General features: G+C 41.2%; 16 protein-coding genes and 1 pseudogene. 8 read left to right on the forward strand and 9 right to left on the reverse strand.

The window, feature by feature from the left end; genetic code table 11:
• Positions 1-28: 28 nt before the first annotated feature.
• On the forward strand, positions 29-2,131 hold the full coding sequence (locus G2999_RS11885; protein ID WP_010179336.1) for a TonB-dependent receptor: 2,103 nt from the start codon (positions 29-31) through the stop codon (positions 2,129-2,131).
• 51 nt (positions 2,132-2,182) lie between these two features.
• Here G2999_RS11885 and G2999_RS04965 read toward each other — a convergent pair whose 3' ends face one another.
• On the reverse strand, positions 2,183-3,187 hold the full coding sequence (locus tag G2999_RS04965) for an AraC family transcriptional regulator (protein ID WP_010179338.1): 1,005 nt from the start codon (positions 3,185-3,187) through the stop codon (positions 2,183-2,185).
• Between the two features lie 166 nt (positions 3,188-3,353).
• On the opposite strand from G2999_RS04965, the gene G2999_RS04970 reads away from it, so the two are divergent.
• Positions 3,354-4,541 (forward strand): fatty acid desaturase, encoded by a 1,188-nt coding sequence (locus G2999_RS04970; protein WP_010179340.1) that lies wholly within the window; start codon positions 3,354-3,356, stop codon positions 4,539-4,541.
• Here the strand turns inward: G2999_RS04970 and accC are convergent.
• From accC to G2999_RS05000, 5 genes are all read right to left on the reverse strand, one after another.
• The gene (gene accC, locus G2999_RS04975) at positions 4,533-5,876 is read right to left on the reverse strand and encodes an acetyl-CoA carboxylase biotin carboxylase subunit (RefSeq protein ID WP_010179342.1); all 1,344 of its coding nucleotides are present in this window, start codon (positions 5,874-5,876) and stop codon (positions 4,533-4,535) included. The two genes, G2999_RS04970 and accC, sit on opposite strands and share 9 nt — an antisense overlap.
• A 15-nt stretch (positions 5,877-5,891) precedes the next feature.
• On the reverse strand, positions 5,892-6,341 hold the full coding sequence (gene accB / locus G2999_RS04980) for an acetyl-CoA carboxylase biotin carboxyl carrier protein (RefSeq protein ID WP_010179344.1): 450 nt from the start codon (positions 6,339-6,341) through the stop codon (positions 5,892-5,894).
• A 4-nt stretch (positions 6,342-6,345) separates the two neighbouring features.
• Positions 6,346-6,795 carry a type II 3-dehydroquinate dehydratase gene (aroQ, locus tag G2999_RS04985; protein ID WP_010179346.1) on the reverse strand — a complete coding sequence of 150 codons (450 nt, stop codon included), beginning with the start codon at positions 6,793-6,795 and terminating at the stop codon, positions 6,346-6,348.
• Between the two features lie 126 nt (positions 6,796-6,921).
• On the reverse strand, positions 6,922-7,461 hold the full coding sequence (locus G2999_RS04995) for a heme NO-binding domain-containing protein (RefSeq protein ID WP_010179347.1): 540 nt from the start codon (positions 7,459-7,461) through the stop codon (positions 6,922-6,924).
• 101 nt (positions 7,462-7,562) lie between these two features.
• Positions 7,563-9,452 carry a protein-disulfide reductase DsbD gene (locus G2999_RS05000; RefSeq protein ID WP_010179349.1) on the reverse strand — a complete coding sequence of 630 codons (1,890 nt, stop codon included), beginning with the start codon at positions 9,450-9,452 and terminating at the stop codon, positions 7,563-7,565.
• A 183-nt stretch (positions 9,453-9,635) separates the two neighbouring features.
• Between G2999_RS05000 and G2999_RS11890 the strand changes: the two genes are divergently transcribed.
• The 6 genes and pseudogenes from G2999_RS11890 (at position 9,636) to groL (ending at position 15,208) form a co-directional block, all read left to right on the forward strand.
• Positions 9,636-10,169: an FxsA family protein gene (locus G2999_RS11890; RefSeq protein WP_010179351.1), complete on the forward strand. Its 534-nt coding sequence runs from the start codon at positions 9,636-9,638 to the stop codon at positions 10,167-10,169.
• Positions 10,170-10,264: 95 nt separating this feature from the next.
• Entirely contained in the window at positions 10,265-11,671 is a 1,407-nt protein-coding gene (locus G2999_RS05010) for an amidohydrolase family protein (RefSeq protein WP_232222420.1), read from the forward strand.
• Between the two features lie 45 nt (positions 11,672-11,716).
• Positions 11,717-12,229, forward strand: a complete 513-nt coding sequence (locus G2999_RS13815; protein ID WP_010179355.1) for a helix-turn-helix domain-containing protein — start codon at positions 11,717-11,719, stop codon at positions 12,227-12,229.
• Positions 12,223-13,071: pseudogene (locus tag G2999_RS13820) on the forward strand (IS3 family transposase); the annotation flags it as partial. The gene G2999_RS13815 and the pseudogene G2999_RS13820, both read left to right, overlap by 7 nt.
• Positions 13,072-13,249: 178 nt before the next feature.
• Positions 13,250-13,540, forward strand: a complete 291-nt coding sequence (locus tag G2999_RS05025) for a co-chaperone GroES (RefSeq protein WP_010179358.1) — start codon at positions 13,250-13,252, stop codon at positions 13,538-13,540.
• A gap of 24 nt (positions 13,541-13,564) precedes the next feature.
• Positions 13,565-15,208 (forward strand): chaperonin GroEL, encoded by a 1,644-nt coding sequence (groL, locus tag G2999_RS05030; RefSeq protein ID WP_010179360.1) that lies wholly within the window; start codon positions 13,565-13,567, stop codon positions 15,206-15,208.
• A gap of 226 nt (positions 15,209-15,434) precedes the next feature.
• On the opposite strand, the gene G2999_RS05035 is transcribed toward groL, so the two are convergent.
• From G2999_RS05035 to G2999_RS05045, 3 genes are all read right to left on the reverse strand, one after another.
• Entirely contained in the window at positions 15,435-16,904 is a 1,470-nt protein-coding gene (locus G2999_RS05035; RefSeq protein ID WP_010179362.1) for a sulfatase, read from the reverse strand.
• 107 nt (positions 16,905-17,011) lie between these two features.
• Entirely contained in the window at positions 17,012-18,586 is a 1,575-nt protein-coding gene (locus G2999_RS05040; protein ID WP_010179364.1) for a sulfatase, read from the reverse strand.
• A 175-nt stretch (positions 18,587-18,761) separates the two neighbouring features.
• A complete protein-coding gene (locus G2999_RS05045) occupies positions 18,762-21,614 on the reverse strand; it encodes a glycosyl hydrolase (protein ID WP_198006087.1) in 2,853 nt (950 codons plus the stop codon).
• Between the last annotated feature and the right edge of the window lie 17 nt (positions 21,615-21,631).

The raw sequence follows: 21,631 nt of genomic DNA on the forward strand, positions 1-21,631 counted from the left end.
CTTGAAGGCTGGTGTGGAACTCATCACTATGAATTATCGTAACACGTTTATCGTGGCTGCTTGTGCCGCGACCACATGCTTATTTAACAGTTTATCAGCCTTTGGTGTTGAAGCTGAAACTATTGAAGCTATTGAGGTAGTTGGCCATCACAATAGCCTGCTCATTACCGCCGAGATCGACTTGAGTCAGTCTAGTACCCCAGATATGCGGGGGCAATTACAAACATTGCCAGGTCTGCATATTAATGGAAATGGTGCGATCTCCGGTGTCCTACAATATCGAGGCTTATTTGGTGATCGTATGCGGATTAATATCGATGGAGCAGAAATTGCTGGGGCTGGCCCCAATGCAATGGATAGTCCCTTATCTCATGTGATGGGCACGCTCTATCAACAAGTCACCTTGCATCAAGGTATTGCGCCAGTTTCTGTAGGGGCTGAAACCATCGCTGGCGCTTTAGAAGTAGATGAATATCAATTTGCCATGAATTCTCAAGACACTTGGCAAACACAAGGGGGTCTTACTGGACAGGTCTCACATAATGATAATCGTGCCATCAGCGCACTGTTGTTTAGCTCTGCTAATAACCGTTATATCAGTGTCAGCGCGGATGTCCAGAAAGCTGAAAATTATGTCTCTGGAGATGGGGATATAGTACCTTCCACCTTTTATGAGCGTGCAGCAATAAAACTCAAAGCTGGTCTCCAGCATGCTCAACATCGCTTTGATATTACCTTAGGCAAACGTGATACAAATGCATCAGGTACACCAGCGTTAGCGATGGATATACTTTTTGTTGATGCATTGTGGTACCGATTATCACATCAATATCAATACAATGACCAATGGCTGGTTCAAACACAAATGTTTGGGAATCATAATGAGCATGATATGAATAATTTCACGCTTCGAACTGCCCCCATGCCTACCATGTTTAGACTAAATGCGGTGACTAGTAATGCACTTGGTATTGAGAGTAAAGCAATGTATGAAGTCGCTAATAAGGAGTTTGAGATTGGCGCTGAGGTATTTCAACGCGATCACTCGTCTTTTATTTCAAATCCAAATAACTCTCAGTTTTTTATTAATAATTTTAATGATATTGAGCGTGATCGAATTTCTGCCTATATCCAATATAGTCAAAACTTAGCCACTTGGGACTGGGAAGCGGGCGTTCGATTGTCTCAAGTGAACCAAAAGACTCAAGCTGTTTCAACTAATATGGCGATGATGAACCCCAATGTTAAAGCCTTGCAATCCAACTTTAATAACGCAGAGCGCGACTTAGATTTTTCATTAATAGATGTTGTAACAAAGGTTAATATTCCTCTCGATAAAAATATGACAGTACATCTTTCGGCAGGGGTCAAAGAGCGAGCGCCCACGTATAGTGAATTATTTACTTGGTTCCCATTAGGTGTATCTGCGGGGTTAGCTGATGGACGCAATTATATTGGCAACTTAGAATTAGATAAAGAAACAGCCTATAAACTAGATGTTGGACTGACAATGTCGGATGTGGATTGGTCTTTTGTTAGCCGAGTTTTTTACTCTCAGATTGATGATTATATCGTAGGTATGCCTTCTACTAATATATCAGCGAATAATATCGCCATGATGAATGGGATCCCTAATCCGTTACAGTGGAATAATACTGATGCGACCCTAGCCGGCTTCGATACACATATGGCCATACAATTGACCAATCATTGGGCATTGCATAGCACTATTGAATATGTGCGAGGGAAATACACATCATCTGATTCTCTAAATCAATCCATGGAGCAAGATTTATACCGATTGGCTCCGCTTACGGGGAGTGTGCGCGTGGTCTATGGGTTTGACAAATGGCAATGGCAAGTCAACCTTCGTGCGGTAGCTGCGCAAAATAAGGTGGCTGAAGGACAAAATGAAACGCCCACAAGTGGGTATGGCTTGCTGAATACGAGTATTGAATATGATCTCAATGAGCAACTCTCTTTTACGCTATTAGCTGAAAACCTCTTTGATAAGCAGTATGCGGACCATCTAGCAGGTATCAATCGAGTGCGTGAAGCTTCTATTCCGGTGGGGGCAAAACTGCCAGGCGCAGGGCGTAATATCGGTTTGTTTGCTCGGTATCAATTTTAACAGCTTAAATATAGTTACTCTCAAGAGGAGTCACCGCTAGCGGCATATTTATTACTTAGATAAGTCGTTAGTGGTCGTGTGGCGCACATTGCTCGGACTCATACCAAACCATTTTTGACACTCGCGGCTAAACGTCGCTAAATTTTGATATCCCACCATATAGGCGATACTGGATATATCAAATTGAGTTTGAGTGAGGTATTGCTGAGCGTGTTGTCTTCGAACACGATTGAGAATCTGTGAAAAATTTAGACTTTCACTTCGCAATAACCGTTGAAGCTTGCGTGGATGTAACCCGATCCCTTGGCTAATCGCTTCAATACTAACATTACCGCTACTGAGTCCCAGAGAAATCAATTCTTCTATTTGCCTTACTATATCTTCTATTTTCGTTGGTTGACTTGAAAGTCTATCAATTAACGGCTGCGTAATGTTCTGCACGGGTAATGTCAAAATATCAGGGTGGAAACATAACGCTAGTTGACGTTGATTAAATGCAATCGGGCAATGAAATAATTGTTGATAATGGCTTACAAAGCTATGAGCTGGCTCAGCTGTAGGGAAAAATACACTGCGAAATTGTAATGGGATGGGTATAAGTTGTTGTAGCAAATGAAATGAAAACGACAGCGCATATTCACAAAATGCTACATTATTTATCACTTGGTGTTCTTCATGTGTGAAGCTCACCATGAAATTATCAAGGTGTTGCTGTTGATGGATGGTTAGCCCTGGAATGATACTTTGGATATAAAGCTGTAGGACTATCAATAATGCTTGAATATTATGACATTCTTGAAGTTTAGGGATCAGCGGGCCAAAGACAGACATGTCTTGTTGTTGCGCTAATAATAGCACGATACTTTTACCCTTTGGCTCAGCCCTAGTGAGTGCTAGGAGCCTGACAAATTGTTCTAGCGGCAATACCGAATACTCTTGGTCTAAGACTTTGCGCGAGATACCTATATCATGAAGTAATACATAAGGATCAAGCTGGTGATCACGGGTTAGTCGTGCGTAATGGCGTAAGAAATGATTCGATATAAAATGCTTCATAAGTAAAAGCATATACCTAAGTCGTGATAAGTCAATTATTTGTCGTCATTAGACAAATATCTGTCGTGATAAATCAAATTTCAATTTCAATACACTCTACTATTAATTTCATAGTATGGCTTAATTTCGTTGTATCGATACAACGATAATACCGATAGAGTTTAATATGAAACTACCGATCAATATCAAGTTTAGTGATACAGCACAGCAGATGACTCAAGTGGTGTTACCTGAACGATGGCTCAGATATGACTATATTACGCTGACTTTATTTGCTGCGGGGTTAGTCGGTTATTGCGCGTTACTCGCCAGTGTGATGTTTGATTTAGCCCACCCGGTGATAAATATTATAGTAAGTACTTGCTTAGTCTATGTGGCATTTACTGTAGTACATGAGTCTGTGCATAATAACTTATTTGCAGGTGATCCCAAACGCCAATGGCTCAATGATAGCATCGGCTGGGTTGCATCTATTCCATTTATCTTGATCCCCAGTTCAGTATTTAAAACTCTACATTTGCAGCATCATGCGTTTTTAAATCACCCGGACAAAGATCCTGATTATTTTGCCCGTGCCAATCATCCCACTACGGCCATTGCAAAGTGTGCAGTTATAAATGTTCACTACCTTATTCAATTTCTCCAGCAAATAATGAAAGAAGAAGTGAGCATTACTAGCATTATGTCATCCGCTGTGTATTTTTGTTTATGGTCATTTGCGATAGGTACAGTGTACCGATTAGGATGGATACCGGAGTTCATGCTTTATGCAGTACTACCAGCTTTCATTGCCAGTATTGTGTTAGGTTATGTGTTTGATCATATTGTGCATCACCCACATCACGATCAAGACCCTCATACAGGGACTAATCACTATGATTTTATTGGAGCAAAGTGGCTAACATTGGGACAAAACTCACACGTTGTCCATCATGTGGATCCACGTTTGCAATGGCACCAATATGATCGTCATCTACCTGAAGTTTTAGAAGAAAAATACAGGAAAAAATTGAATACATTAGGCGCTAACGTAGCGTTACCAGAGCAAATATTCGACCAAGAAACGAGTCATAGTAATGTAAATCGAAACCCTATCAAGTCAGAAACAATTACAGCGACTTATCAAGGACAAGCATTCAGCGTGGGGGCTAATGAAACAATTCTACAAGCAGCTCTTAATCAAAAGATAAGATTACCGCATTTATGTCAAAAAGGAATTTGTGGCCAATGTAAAATGAAAGTGAAAGGAGAGGTAATAATGCAAGGTAATAACATATTGACAAAAACAGAACAAGCACATGGATATGTGCTTGTCTGTCAATCATTTGCAAAGAGTGATGTGAAACTAGATTAAACCGAGTTTCTTCTCTAAGTAGTGGATATTGGTACCACCTGCAGAGAAATTTTCATCTGCCATGATAGATTTTTGCAGTGGAACGTTAGTTTTAATCCCGTCTACTACAAGCTCATCGAGAGCATGACGCATACGAGCAATGGCTTCATCTCGCGTCTCGCCGTATGTGATCAGCTTACCAATCATTGAGTCATAAAACGGCGGTACTGAGTAACCTGAATATATATGCGATTCCCAACGGATCCCAAGGCCACCTGGCGCATGGAACATGTTAATTAAACCTGGGCTTGGCATAAAGGTTTCAGGATCTTCAGCATTAATACGACATTCAATCGCATGGCCTTGGATTTTGATTTGTGATTGGTCGAGAGATAATGGTTGACCGGCAGCAACGCGAAGTTGCTCTTTAATCAAATCCACACCTGTTACCATTTCAGATACCGGATGCTCTACTTGAATACGGGTATTCATTTCGATGAAATAGAACTCGCCATTTTCGTACAAGAACTCAAATGTACCTGCGCCGCGGTAACCAATTTCGATACACGCTTTACGACAACGTTCACCAATTTTTTCGCGCATTTGGTCAGATACACCAGGTGCAGGGGCTTCTTCAACCACTTTCTGGTGACGACGCTGCATTGAACAATCACGCTCACCTAGATGAATCGCTCCACCTTGGCCATCAGCAAGGACTTGGATCTCAACGTGACGTGGGTTTTCAAGGAATTTTTCCATGTAAACCACATCGTTATTAAAGGCCGCACCCGCTTCTGATTTGGTCATCGCGATCGCTTCATTTAATTCAGCTTCACTGCGTACGACACGCATACCTCGACCACCACCGCCGCCAGCGGCTTTAACGATGATTGGATAGCCAATGCGTTTAGCGATGGATTTGTTGCGCTCAGCATCGTCGGTTAAAGGACCATCAGAACCAGGAACACAAGGCACACCTGCTGCTTTCATCGAAGAAATTGCAGAGACTTTGTCGCCCATTAAATTGATGGTTTCAGCTTTTGGACCAATGAAAATGAATCCACTTTTCTCGACTGCTTCAGCAAATTCTGCACTTTCGGCCAAGAAACCGTATCCAGGATGGATCGCAACTGAGTTAGTCACCTCTGCTGCGGCAATAATGCGCGGGATATTAAGGTAACTTTCTTGAGCTGGGGCATTACCGATACAGATAGACTCATCGGCTAATAAAACGTGTTTTAACTTGGCATCTGCAGTGGAATGAACCGCAACCGTTTTGATACCGAGTTCTTTACACGCGCGAAGAATACGCAGTGCGATCTCTCCGCGGTTGGCAATTAAGACTTTATCTAACATGCTAAAGATCCTATATTATTCGATCACAAATAATGGTTGGTCAAATTCAATAGCATCTTGATTATTGACTAAAATGGCTTTTACAACACCGGCTTTATCCGATTCGATTTGGTTCATCATTTTCATCGCTTCAATGATACATAAGGTATCACCAACATTGACTTTTGAACCTACCTCTACAAACGGTTTTGCTTCAGGTGATGAAGCTCGGTAGAAACTACCTACCATCGGTGATTTTACGGTGTGGCCGGTTGGCTCTGCTGGCGCGGCTTCTGCTACTGGCGCTGCCGCAGGGGCTGTTGGCGCAGCGGGAGCTGCTACTGGCGCTGGTGCATATACAGGCGCAACAGGTGCTACTCCACCGCGGTGAATGCGAACTGATTCTTCACCTTCTGTAATTTCTAACTCTGCGATACCTGATTCTTCAACCAATTCGATAAGTTTTTTTATTTTTCTGATGTCCATAATATTATCCGTTCTTCTGTTGGTGGTTAAATTGCTGAGCGGCACTTTCAATAGCTAGTTTGTAGCCGTGAGTGCCACAGCCGACGATCACTCCGGAAGCGATGTCGGACAAATATGAGTGCTGGCGAAATGTTTCGCGAGCATGCACGTTGGAAATATGGATCTCAATAAATGGAATATTGACACCCAGCAGAGCATCACGAAGGGCGATGCTGGTATGGGTAAAGGCGCCAGGATTAATCACGATGAAATCAATCGTATTCATCGCGTCATGTATAGCATTGACAATTTCATGCTCTGCATTCGATTGAAAATGGGTAACACTGTGATTGAGTTGTTCTGCATATGCCGAACAATCAGTCATCAAATCTTGGAGAGTTTGTGCACCGTATATATCCGGTTCACGTTTCCCCAATAGATTTAAATTTGGGCCGTTTAGGATGAGAATATTCACGATAATCCTTATATCTTGTGTTGAACGTGCAAGATTATAATGATTATAGTGATATTTCACGAATTATCAGTAAATTACTGGTCTTATCAGGTGAAAAAGATATGTTTAGTTCTATTTTCCCGACGTTTAAGTTTTTTTAACCGTTAATTGGACTCTATATGGTGATGTTTCAAGAACATTCATGTTTACAGTGACTTCGGTTTTGAAATATTCTGCCCCACCATGAATCAAGCCCGACGCCAATGTTTCTAATTGACGAGGAGATTGATAAATCATGTCAATCATCTCTTTTTCACGTTTTACTACAGTAAAAGTAGGCAACGTTGCATTAGGATAGAGTTTCAGTACTTCAACATGAATGTTTGAATCCAGCTCTGCCAACAAATCAAACAAATCAGCGTCTGGTCTAACAATATGCTTATGTCCCTCTATTAATTTCACAAATAAATATTTACCAAATGCAAAAATTAAGTCATCAGGTGGTATCTCTGTCTTTTGAGACAGGAGTGTGACTATTTCGACGACATCTTCTAAAGGATAATGACCTACAGAAGTAAAAATGCCATCAGAAGATAGATTTGCTTCTTCTAGTATTTCATCTGCCATTTCGTAAGAAATGGTAGTTTCGATCATCTCGACTAGGTTGGTAAAAATTATCCCTAACATTATTGGCCTTAAATTATAATAACTGACTGTTATATAGTTATCGTTTACATTTAACGTTAGTTTAGTCAACGAATTGAAAATAACCCATTTAATTGTTTTATTTATTCAACAGCAAATATGTCATTCACATGATTGGCAAATTCTTTTGCTGGTAACATACCTGTTATTCTTGATTGTGTTAATTCATTACCTGAGGTGTCAAAAAATAAGATGGTGGGTAGACCAGTTACATCAAAGGTCTCTTGGAATGCTAGATTAGTAGGGGTGTTATCCGTCATATCAACCTGCATCCACACCGTATTACTTAACGCATCGATGACGTCGGGATCAGGGAACACATACTTTTCAAATTCCTTACAAGCAACACACCAATCGGCATACAAGTCGACCATCACCGTTTTGTTGTCCATATTAGCACGCTCAATTTTCGCAGCTAAATCGCCTAAATCTTTAACAACGATAAACTCAGGATGACCGCTTACAGTTTGTTCTGATTGTTCTGATGGGGTTTGATTATTTGTGTGAGTATTTGGAGTCGCTTGTTGCAGTGTTTGATGAGCATAAGCAAATGAAATTAGCATTCCACCGATGATGAAGGCATTTCTGATCCCTTTACCAATTGATGTTGTCGTAGCTTGATTCAACGTGAAGTAGTAAATAAATAAAGCAAAACCGACACCTGCCCATAATAAGTCGGTATAAGGGTGAATGATGATACGTTCTACAAATAAAATAGCGACAGTGAGCATCATAAAGCCAAATGTCACTTTGACTACGTTCATCCAATTACCTGCTTTAGGTAGTAGTTTACCTCCAGTCATGCCAAATAAAATCAATGGGATCCCCATGCCGAGGCTCAGGGCATATAAGGCTGAGAACCCTAACAACATATCTCCGCTTTGAGCGATAAATAATAAGATACCAGTCAGTGGCGCTGTAGTGCATGGTGATGCGACCAATCCGGAGATAACACCCATGATAAAGACACCAACGAGATTGCCGCTCTTTTGTTGATTGGCAATACCATTTAGTTTAGCTTGCCATGCAGAGGGTAATTGGATTTCAAAACCACCAAATAGTGCAATCGCCAGAACTATAAATAGTATGATAAAAATGCTAAGTAACAGTGGAGATTGAAGCGCTGCTTGAAATTGCACACCGGCAGACGCAACAATTAATCCTAAAATTGAATAGGTGATAGCCATCCCTTGAACAAATACAAACGACATTATAAAGGCGCGTGACATGCTAATATTATTGCCTTGGCCGATGACTAATCCAGATAAGATTGGATACATAGGAAATACACATGGTGTAAATGCAAGCGCAATACCCACCAGTAAAAATAGCGCGAGTTTATAACTCAGATTACCGTCCTCTAATAAAATATCGAGCAAGCGATATTGTTCAGAAGGATTTGACGTGACTGGCGCCGTTTTATTCGAGTCTGTGTTAATCGTGTTATCAGATAAGGTGCTAGGAATAGGAGTGTTGGTGCCTAAATTATCATCAGCCAGGACTTCAGAAAGGTACACTATTTTGGTCGTTGGCGGATAACATAAGCCAGCTTCGGCACAGCCTTGGAAACGAATTTTTACCACACCATCGTTGACGGACTCAATGATAGGATAGGTAACATCGACTTGATTAAAAAATACATTCGATATCCCAAAAAACTCATCTTCGATTTGACTGGGTGCTGGGCTGTATTTCGGCTGACCAATGGTCGCATTTTTGGTTACTGTTTTAAATTGCTTTTGATACAGATAATACCCATCAGCGATAGTCCAATTCACCACAAGTTCGTCATCTTGTTGGGTAAAATCCATAATAAATGCATCTTCGACCTTGAGGAATTGAGGTTCGTCATCAAATATAGAAGATAAACTTTTAGTTTGTGCCAAGCTGATATTAGATACCAATGTCAGCATGACCATCAGCATGATGGCTAAAAGACGGGTTGAGGAAACGGTATTAGAATGTGACATCATGGATAAGTGATCTTCCAGTTAAAAATAAAAAGTCGAAAGTTATACGAAAAAAGTCTGACAAAAGCTTACCTTGTCTATCATATTTGCTTTCATTGAATTACGATAACATACTTTAACATCTGTGAATTAAACGATACTTAATTTTATCGATTGTTTTATTCCCCCATAATAAAGGATAAGTACTTGGGTAAATTATTTATATTGTTCGTGGTTATGCCCATTGCTGAGATAGCAGTGTTAATTAATGTAGGTGAAATTATTGGCGGCTGGAATACCGTATTACTCGTGATTTTATCTGCTATGTTGGGAGCGATTTTAGTGAAGCGAGAGGGAGTTGCTACCTTAGCCCAAGCACAATTAAAAATGCAAAAAGGAGAGCTGCCGGCTAAAGAACTTGGTTCAGGTCTACTTTTATTAGTAGCAGGTGTATTGTTAGTCACTCCAGGGTTTATCACCGATATTTTTGGCTTATTACTGACGCTTCCATTTACCCGAAACCGTATAGGTGAAGTGTTGTTTACAGCGCTCAATGGTAAAATCCATATGTCTGGCAATATGGGTGCTGGTGGATTTGGTGCTGGTGGTTTTGGCCATGGTGACTCAAATCAAAGTGCCTTTGGGCAAGACGATGATATCATTGATGGCGAGTATCAAGACAAAACAGCCTCATCTAATCAATCTACAGCTGCAGATACATCGTTAGAAGATAAGCGTTAATCATTTAGTGATGTAAAAAAGATGTTAATGATTGCATTCTTTCAAGGCTTTGTTTAACGTGTAAATTATCGAAAATAATCACTAAAATGAGTCTTATGATGATATTTACACACTTATTGCCTCGAGCTAAAAAAGTGCTGACCCTCACGGTTTTCACCGCCTTATTCTCGTCTTCAATGTTATCTTTTGCCGCTGAATATAAAGCATTAGTGGGTGGGCGTTTAATTGATGGCTTTGGTCATCATCCCATCGCAAACAGCGTCATTTTAGTTAAAGATAATGTTATCGAAGCGGTAGGGACGGTAGATACATTACCTGTACCAGATATTTATCAAGTGATTTCCACTGAAGGAATGGATGTGCTGCCCGGTTTGTGGGAGGCTCATGCACATTTAATGCTCAATGGACATGCGAATTACTCTCATTGGCACCCTACTTATAAAGACCGACTGGCTGATGAAATTATGCCAGCCAGTGCGGTGCAATTACTTTTAGCCGGTATTACGAGTACTCGCGATCTTGGTGCTCCCTTAGAAGCGTCTTTATCGGTGAAACAACGTATTAGTGATGGTGAGATTCCGGGGCCACGATTGTATATTTCAGGCCCATTTATTCAACACGCACCTTATCCCGGTACCGAAAATTATCGCTGGGGGGTAGCGAATGTTGCCGAAGCACAAGAAAAAGTGACCTATTTGGCTGAAGCAGGCGTCGATGTGATTAAGCTGATTGATCACGATATTATGTCATTAGACGTCGCTCAGGCGGTAGTGGATGAAGCCCATAAACATGGTTTAAAAGTAGTGGGGCATTCACATAAACCGGATGAAATTCGTCGCGGACTAGAAATAGGCATTGATAACTTTGAACATACGGGTCTTACGACGGCACCTGAGTACCCAGCAGACATTATGGAGATGCTTAAAGAGCGCACCGCTAAAGGGCGTATAGCGGGAGGGCCTTTATATTGGACGCCGACTGTGGAAGGGTTATATAACTATGAAAATACTGTCGCCAATCCTGAGAAGCTAGACAATACATGTTGGCATCGAGGGCTTAAAAGCGACACCATTGCGGATATAAAAGCCTCGTTAACTCATCCTGGACAGCTCGAATATATGCAGTTGACGCCACTGCGTGCGCCAACACTCGGTCGTAAGGTAAAACAGCTTAAAAATGCTGGTGTGGTATTACTTGTTGGCACTGATAGTGGTATTCCGACAAAATTTCATTGTCAAAGTACCTGGAATGAGTTGGCCGTATGGGTCGATGAGTTTGGTTTTGACCCCATGTATGCTATTCGTGGTGCGACTTATTGGCCCGCAGTTATGATGGGCGTAGCTGATAAAACGGGCACCATTTCACAAGGTAAGTTAGCTGATATTATCGCAGTCAAAGGTGATGTATTACGCTACATTAATCTCCTACAGCGTGTCGATCTAGTGATGAAAGATGGCATCTTATATAAACAAAATGGATTACCAGTGGAAAAAAATCTCTAAATGAAGTGACCCCCGAAAGCTAGACAAAACCTTCGGGGGTTTTTTATGTACAAATCAAAATATCAACCAGCATTTAAAGTTATGTTGGCTCGATGCGCACTAAACGGCGACTCATCGTATTCTCTGGCCAAAGAGTACAATGTTTCCTCAGGCCAAATACGTTACTGGGCACAGATTTATTCTATACATGGTCCTAGCGGCTTAATATCACCACTGATTGATGCTTCTGCCAGTATCAAACTGTCTATTCTTAATGCCATGCATGAAAATGCTTGGTCACTTGGATATACCAGTGCTACATTTAAATTATCTTCTCCAGGTATTTTATATCGTTGGCAACAAGACTTTGATGCTTATGGGTTATCTGGACTGCATCCCAAACCAAAAGGTCGAAAAGTGAAGCATAAAGCGGTAGGCAAACAAACGAAATCAATTCAAGCGATGACGGATAAAGAACTACGTGAAGAACTCGAGTACCTACGCACAGAGAACGCTGTCTTAAAAAAGTTAGAAGCCTTAGCTCAACAAAAACGCACTCAAACCAAGAAAAAGTCTTAGTCGCGATAGAGTTAAAGGCAAGGTGTAAGCTTCCGTTATTGCTAGAGATATTAGGTCTGGCACGCAGTGTATACTACTATCATGTTGCTAGAGTCAGTGCTGCTGACAAATATGCGGATGTCAAAGCATGCATAAAAACGATTTATCATGAGCACAAAGGGCGATACGGATACCGCCGCATAATGTATACGTTGAGACAACATGGCCACTATATCAACCATAAAACGGTGCAGCGTTTAATGCAGCAACTTGGATTGAAGTCTACTGTGCGACCGAAACGTTATAATTCCTATCGTCACGACGCAGGACAATCCAAACAAGAGCTAATGAACCGTGATTTTGAAGCAACTCAACTCAATCAAAAGTGGGTTACAGACGTTACTGAGTTTAACGTTCACGGCCAGAAAGTGTATCTATCTCCGGTCATCGACCTGTATAATCGAGAAGTTATTGCGTATCGCACAGCTAAAAATGCTACTTTGCCACTAGTAAGTGATATGTTAAAAGATGCGTTAAACACTTTGGAAACGGATGATAAACCGATGTTCCATTCTGACCAAGGTTGGCAATATCGGCACAAAAGAATACAGCAAATGCTCGCAGATAAAAACTTAACGCAAAGCATGTCCCGTAAAGGTAACTGCTTGGATAATGCGGTCGCTGAAAGCTTCTTTGGTGTATTAAAAACAGAAATGTATCATAGACAGAAATTTAAAAATGCGGATGAACTCATTAAAGCAATTGATGAATACATCCATTACTATAACCACAAACGCATTAAGCTAAAACTAAAAGGACTGAGTCCGGTAGAGTACCGAAATCAGGCCTTGAAAGCTGCTTAATAAAGTGTCCAAGTTTAAGGGGTCACTTCAAACGGAGATTTTTTTTTATTTTTCTCTTGAAAGATTTCTCTTTAACGCCATATAACGAAGCATAGCTAAGTAATTATTTATTTAGCGATTAAAGCCGGCCCTTTAGGGTTTGTTATTATCATTAAATAATTGAAATCGGAGAAATAAAATGGCAATTCGTCCTTTACACGATCGTGTAATCATCAAGCGTGCTGAACATGAAAGTAAGTCTGCAGGCGGTATTGTATTAACTGGTTCTGCGGCTGAAAAATCTACTCGCGGTGAAGTCATCGCTGTGGGAAATGGTCGCGTTTTAGATAACGGTGATGTGCAAGCATTAGACGTTAAAGTTGGTGATACCGTAATTTTCAGTGAAGGCTATGGCGTGAAATCTGAAAAGATTGATGGCGAAGAAGTCTTGATCTTAAGCGAAAGCGACATCCTTGCGATCGTCGAATAATCATTATTTTAAAGGAAATTAATTATGTCAGCTAAAGAAGTACTATTTTCTGATGACGCTCGTGGCAGAATGCTTAACGGTGTCAATATTCTTGCTAACGCGGTACGCGTTACTCTAGGTCCTAAAGGCCGTAATGTTGTTTTAGATAAATCATTTGGCGCACCAACCATCACCAAAGACGGTGTTTCTGTTGCAAAAGAAATCGAATTAGAAGATAAATTCGAAAACATGGGTGCACAGATGGTTAAAGAAGTGGCATCAAAAGCGAATGATGAAGCTGGTGATGGCACTACGACGGCAACTGTATTAGCACAAGCTATTGTGACTGAAGGCTTAAAATCAGTCGCTGCAGGCATGAATCCTATGGATCTTAAGCGCGGTATCGATAAAGCGGTATTAGCAGCTGTTGAAGAATTAAAAGCATTATCTACGCCTTGTGCTGATAACAAATCTATCGCGCAAGTAGGTACTATCTCTGCAAACTCTGACACCGTAGTAGGCGACATCATCGCTGAAGCGATGGATAAAGTAGGCAAAGAAGGCGTTATTACGGTTGAAGAAGGCCAAGCCTTACAAAACGAATTAGATGTAGTGGAAGGGATGCAGTTTGACCGCGGTTACTTATCACCTTACTTCATCAACAACCAAGAAAACGGCACAGTCGAAGTAGAATCTCCTTACATCCTATTAGTCGATAAGAAAATCTCTAACATCCGTGAATTATTACCGACGCTTGAAGCCGTAGCAAAATCATCTAAGCCATTATTGATCATCGCTGAAGATGTTGAAGGCGAAGCACTAGCTACATTAGTTGTGAACAACATGCGTGGTATTGTTAAGGTTGCTGCAGTAAAAGCACCTGGTTTTGGTGACCGTCGTAAAGCGATGCTACAAGATATCGCTATTTTAACTGGTGGAACAGTAATTTCTGAAGAAATCGGTCTTGAGTTAGAAAAAGTGACATTAGAAGATTTAGGTACTGCAAAACGCGTAGTGATCAATAAAGATAATACTACTGTTGTTGACGGTGCTGGTGAGCAAGCGGGCATCGAAGGCCGTTGTGCACAAATTCGTGCGCAAATCGAAGATTCTTCTTCTGATTATGACAAAGAAAAACTTCAAGAGCGTCTAGCTAAGCTAGCCGGTGGTGTTGCGGTCATTAAAGTTGGCGCAGCAACTGAAGTAGAAATGAAAGAGAAGAAAGCACGTGTTGAAGATGCATTACATGCAACTCGCGCGGCAGTTGAAGAAGGTGTAGTCCCTGGTGGTGGTGTTGCTCTAGTACGTGTTGCAGCTAAATTAGCAGACCTTACTGGTGATAATGAAGAGCAAACGCTGGGTGTGAAACTAGCACTACGTGCGATGGAAGCACCAATGCGTCAAATCGCAACTAATGCTGGTGCTGAAGCATCAGTAGTAGTGAATAACGTAAAAGCTGGCGATGCTAACTACGGTTATAATGCGGGTAATGACACTTACGGTGATATGTTAGAAATGGGTATCTTAGATCCAACTAAAGTTACCCGTAGCGCGTTACAGTTCGCATCATCGATTGCAAGCTTAATGATCACAACTGAAGCGATGGTTGCTGATGTTCCTGCTGATGCGTCAGCGGCTCCTGCAATGCCTGATATGGGCGGTATGGGTGGAATGGGCGGCATGATGTAATTTATGCTTGTTTAAATTGCCTATTTCATCGTTGCTTTATAACTCGTTTAAGAAACACTAAACTTCGTCATAAAGCGCCTTGAACTAAACAATTTATCCTGCGCCTAAATAAGTTTAATCCCTTATTAAATTGAAAAGCCCGAATAGCAATATTCGGGCTTTTTTATTGGTTGAGACTTTTGCACGGAAGATGATTTTGCTTTTAGGCTTAAGCAATAACTACAGACTAATGACGTTGCTTTTTAGCTAATACTTTATCAATCAACTGTTGGTTAATGGCCGCATCATACTCAGGGTTAAGCAGGGTTGGAATATCTGCGTCAATTTGTTGCTGCCATGCTTGTAGTTTCGTTTTTAACTCTGCGACCTTGTTTGGATGCTTACTGGCAAGGTTATCTTGTTCGGCTAAGTCATTGGCTAGGTTATATAATTCAAACTCATTGTTTTCAAAGTATTGGAGCAATTTCCAGTCGCCACTTCTAATGGCACTACCTGGGCGAGTTCTAAATAATGGGTCTTGCCCTTGGTCGGTTGGTGCATGGTGTGCCTGTAAATATACCGGGAAATGCCAGAACAAATCGCGCTCGGCAATGTCATGCTGGCCTAATAAGTGCGCAGTTAAATCAACACCATCTAGCACTTGGTTTGGTTGTTTTGATTGCGTTAAATTAACTAGAGTTGGATAGAAGTCAGCATTAATCACTGGTGTATGGTCAAGGCCTGGTTTAATTTTTTCTGGCCAACGAACAATTAGTGGCACCCGTAAACCACCCTCATAATAAGAGCCTTTACCAGCACGAAGTGGTGTAGGGAATGACGACATACGGTAACCCCCATTGTCAGAGGTAAAAATAACCAGAGTATTATCGGCTAAGCCTTCTGAAGCTAACATATCTAAAATTCGGCCTACATTGTCATCCATATGTTCAACCATAGCGGCATAGGTGGCTTCTCGTTTATTTTTTAAGCCTTTTTCATGGTATTTATTCATTTTATCAACCACTGCTTGATAAGGGGTATGTACCGTGTAGTAAGGAACATAAGCAAAAAATGGTTGATCTTTGCTTGATTTAACCCAGTCGATCACTTCATTGGTTAAACGCTCGGTTAAATATTCACCTTTAGGGCCGTCTTCAATATTCGGTAATTTGTAAGGGCTAAAGTAATGAAAGGTCATGCCTTGGTGGCTGCCTGCAATATTTTTATCAAAACCTTGTTTATCTGGATCTGCGCCTAAATGCCATTTACCAAAGGTTCCAGTGGTATAACCTGCAGTTTTTAGGGATTCTCCAATGGTGATAACGTCTGTAGTAAGACCACGCTTATTTTTTATCGGGATAAGCTTACGTGTTTTTGCATTGCCTCGATCCGATGGCGATACAGTATAAACGCCATGGCGAGGCCCATATTGGCCCGACATTAATACCGCACGACTTGGCGCACAGTTAGCAGCACCCGAGTAGGCTTGATCAAAAACCAAGCCTTGTTGTGCTAGCGCATTAACATTAGGGGTTTCAAAGTAATCTGTGTTTTGGTTGTAACCAACATCAGACCAACCTAAATCGTCGATAACTATCATAATGATATTGGGTTTGGCATTACCTGCTATCTCGGCTGTGTTTGAAGGCGCTGACTTATTGCCGCAACCGGCAGTCAAGGCCAAGGTTAAGGTGACTAATAAAATCTTTAATTTCATTAAGGTTACTCTCTTGTTTTTGGTTATATCTTTCAAATTGTAGACGTTTAAAATTATTTGCTAATTAGCGAGGCAATAAAGGAGATTCCCTCGCTAATTAAAAGTCGTTAGAAGTTTTTTGAACCGTTGCTAATGTAATCGGTACGTTTTAAACCGTCAGTGCCGCGTTTTTTTACTGTATCGCTGCGCTGTGCTTCGTATTGATCAATATAATCGTTAGTTTTCTGTCTTAAATCGTTAAGTATGCCTTGATGTGACGCAGACTTTGCAAGGTTAGTAGACTCTTGTGGGTCTTTTTGTAAGTTGTAAAGTTGTTCGAAGTTATTTTTATAAAAACGAATGTATTTCCACTCTTGGGTACGAACACCAACTGTGGGTGGAATATCAGCACGAGCTGAGTGATACATGTGCTCAAAGAAAAACTCGTCACGCCATGGTTCTGTGCCACCAGCAACAATCTTGGTGAGCGATTTTCCTTGATAGCGTTTAGGGATCTCAACACCAGCCATATCTAATATGGTTGGCGCAATATCAATATTTAATGCCACTTCGTCACGCACTTGTGCTTTTGGCTGACGCGGATCAAAAATAATTAACGGTACTTGTAGGTCTTCATCCCAACCAAACCATTTACCCGCGAGTTGACGCTCATTCATCGAATAACCGTTATCGCCGGTATATATAATAATGGTATTTTCATCCACGCCCGTTTCAACGAGTTTGTCGTAGATCATACCAACAGCACGGTCGACGGCTGTAATAGCACGGTAATGACGTTTAGCCATTTTTTGATAGATTGCTTCACTACCAAAACGGTAGTGCCAGCGATCGCGGGCGATGGACTTTTTGAGAAAGTCTGGTAGTGCGGCAAAATCTTCATCTGACGAAAATTTAGTTGGCGGGATTGTGACATCTTGATAGAGGCTTTCTAGCTCTGCCGGATAATGATATTGGTATTCATGATCTTTATCGTGGGCATGTGGGTTTCTAAAGCTAATTGAGATGGTCCACGGTTTATCGGTGTTTTTATTCTGTTCAATAAAGTCTTTAGCAAGCTCCGCCATATAATAGGTTTGCGGTATAGTTTTGCCATTATGAACGCCGGTTTTTGAGATAGGCAAGCGTTTAATGTAATCGAAATGTTCTGACAAATCCCCTGAAAGCGCCATTCCATATTTACCAATAAATGCAGAATTATAGCCACTCTCTTTTAACAATTTAGGATAAGTGATGGCGGTATCTTCTGGTGATACATCTGGACGTAAGAAAGTATAGTCATGGGTGCGCTCAGTCAGCCCTGTTACAAAGCTTACCCGGCTGGCGGCGCAAATTGGCGTGGTGACAAAAGCGTTACTAAAAAAAGTGCCTTTATCTGCCAATTGATCAAGGTTGGGGGTTTTAATTATCGGGTGTATTTTGCCAATTAAGTCCCAGCGGTGATCATCCGCTAACAGAAATAAGATATTAGGTTTTTTTTCAAAGGTAGCCTGTTCTGTACTTGGCTTAGCACTTGATTCAACGTCGTATTGACCACTGCCATTTTGGTCTGTCGTGCTTGTAAAGCTACAAGCTGATGTTAATGAGAGCAATAAGAACGCTGATATAACAATGCCATGTCTAAAAAGAGCGGAGCCGGCAGCTAAGGGGGTAGCTGTCGTTATTTTTTTTAATAAACTTTTCATAACACTTCCAAGTTGATTGTTTGTTTTTAATTAAATAAATAATAAATATTGTTAAGTTCGATACCGAGTGTTTGTTAGCCAAAACATAGCTATTAATAAAAAAGCTACTAGAAACAAAGCTTCTGGATAAGAACTACTGGCATTCGATATCGAGGTTCTATGCTGGTGACTTCCCTCAATAGGCTTGATAAACCTTAATTGGGCCAATAATGCCTTGTTGTTGCGGTAAGGCTTCTTTCATTTTTTTGGTTTTTTTCGTCCACTTTGCCGCTGTTTTACTGGTATTTTTCATGGCAATGATTTCGTTGATTAAGGTCGAGGTATAGACGATCTTCAGTTTGCTAGGCTGGTTATCATAAGCGTTAGCAATTTTATAACGGTGGTTGCCATACCAGCGGTTACCTAATTTCTCGCCGTTTAGATAAACTTCCGAAATACCACCACTGACGTCGTTCAAGTCAATATAGTCACCATTTTTTAACAGTGCTGATGTTTGATAGCTAACCTGTCCAGCAAAGGTGCGTACTCTTTCATCGTCAGAGTCTAAAAAGCTTTGTAGTGAGCTTTGTTTTTTGACAAACGATTGCCCCGATCTTGGCATATAAGTGACTTGCCATGGGCCTTTAAGGGTAGCTTTATTTCTCAAGTTTGGTTGTTGCTGAGCGTGACTAGAGCCTTGCCCCTGCTGTTTATCATTATTTTTATCAAACACGAGTAATAATGATTCGGCTGGTGCGAGATTTAGTTGGATTGTTTTGTTTTTGGCATCAAAATTCTGCCTTTTTCGTTCGCCCGTTTCTGCAGACCATTGCCAAGGCACCAAGCTATTTACGCCTTTAAACTCAATAGTTGTGCTGATATTTGTGTCTAGGTTCTGGTTTGAGAAAAACACAACTAAATGTTCACCGTGTTGATAATGGCGCTGCATTAGCCCCGGCAGTGGTGAGCGAATGTTAACCGGTGAGGTGATGCTTTCGCTTAAAACCGCTTGCTGTAACCATAGGGTTAATGGCTGCGGATCACTGTTTTGTAAACCTTGAGTGACAGACTCTGGTAGCAGGGCCAAACGAGCGTTTTTACCAGCTATTGCTGCGGTTATTGCTTGCTTGACACTCAGGTCATTTTGCTTGGCGTTTTGTAAACCGGGCGACCGGCTTGGCAGTTTGTCGATAAATACGACTTTAATGCCTTGTTTAGTGATGTTATCAATGGCTTTTCCGGTTTGCGGGTGCATGGTATTCACACCGGCAATAAGTAATAGTTGATAGTGCATCTGGCCAATGTGCAATAAGCCATCTTTTACTTTTGCTTGCTGTATCAGCTGTTCATTTAAATAATTTGAGTTGTAGCCCAGTTGGCTGAGTGAGCGCCATAACGCATGAGCGAAACGTGGTTTTTGATGAATCGCACCTCGCGTCAAGCCTGTTTCTGAATAGCGATCAGCAAATGGCGCGAGAATAGCAACTTCTGCTGTCGGTTTAACTTTTTGTAATACCGCCGATACGCGCGCATTGTATTGAGTCCACTGTGAAATATAAGGCCACCAAGTATTTTGCGCACTAAAATAAGAGCCATAACGTACCCATCCAGGAAAACCTGCTTCTGGCGGAGAGTAGTTAAAGCCATGAACCACGCTATGGTTAAGGCCACTGATAAAATTGTCATCATCAGCCTGCTTTATTTGCTCTAGAGTGGTTTGAAATACACCTTTGGTATTGGTCATCGACTCTGACGAGATCACCGGTTTACCGCTGATATTGCCACCAGACGAAGCGTAAATATTCCAAACCCAAGATGCGGTAGGGTCTCTAAATAACCAGTTGTTACTTTCAGGAATATCAACCAGCATGTTGCCTTCAGAAATACCCACAAGCCATGGCGCGCCATATGCTTGATAACGAGACTTCATGCCATTGTCGTTGGCCCAATCGTGAAAGGTTTCCACAAACTGCTGGTTAAAGATAACGATTAAGGTTTGATAAAAATCGTAACGCACACGCTTAATTTTATCGTTAAACTCTGGGCTATAATCAAGGTTCGAATGAGCGTGGTTGCTCATCACCACAAATGGCAACCATGGGTGAATATCGTAGCCATTTTGTTGCTTAAATTGTTTGGCAAAATTGGCATTCCAATTGGCCCCAGAAAGCTCAATACTATCGGCAAATGCCGAGCGGACGTGCTCGCCAAGCTGCCCATCAAAAAAGTTATCTAAAGCATCAGTCATACGGTCTAAATATCGACGTACCGTTACTTTATTAAAATGATCTAATACTGCACCATCAGCGCCAGGTGCACCATGAGTCACTTTTCGAAACCCTGTTTGCAGTTTGCCGACATACAAATCATATTCACCACTATCTAATTGGAAAACCAGCTTACCTTGCGTATTAACCTTCGGCATCAGGTCTATAATTTGGTCTAGTTTTTGAGTGTTTTTTGGCACTAGAGATAAGAACATCAACTCTGGTTCAATGCGTTTACTTCCATGCAGGGTTAGTAGTGATTCAACATCTTTGGCAAAGTCGACAGGCCCTTTTAGTGGAATTTTATTGATTGAAATTCTTTGTAATAACTCGTCATCTTTTAAAAATTTACCGCCAAATGGCCAACCAGAGCCGACAATAAAATCGCTTGTTAACCCACGCTTTTTAGCTTCAGCAATAGTGAACTTTAGTAAGGCATTCCAATCTTCACTTAACCATTCATGACATTTTTGGGTAATGCCTTTATCTGTCACTGGCATCTGGATCGGGTTGATTTCTATACCACCAAAACCCGCATCTTTTAAGATATCTAGCTCGCGTAATAATTCATCCTTACGCACACAGTTGCCATTCCACCACCATCGAGCAAATGGCTTAGCCTGAGCAGGGGGATTATCAAAAACAACTTTCAGATCATCAATAGCCGCAAAACTTTGCTGACTGCTTAATATAAAAAGGCTAAATAGGGTTATGTTTAGACCAGAAAATAACCTCAGCGGTGAGCGCTTTTGCAAAGCCAAAGGCACTAGCGGTATTGTCATTGTTATATGACTTATCA

Origin of the sequence: Glaciecola sp. HTCC2999 (assembly GCF_000155775.1) — a bacterium.
Classification (GTDB): domain Bacteria; phylum Pseudomonadota; class Gammaproteobacteria; order Enterobacterales; family Alteromonadaceae; genus Opacimonas.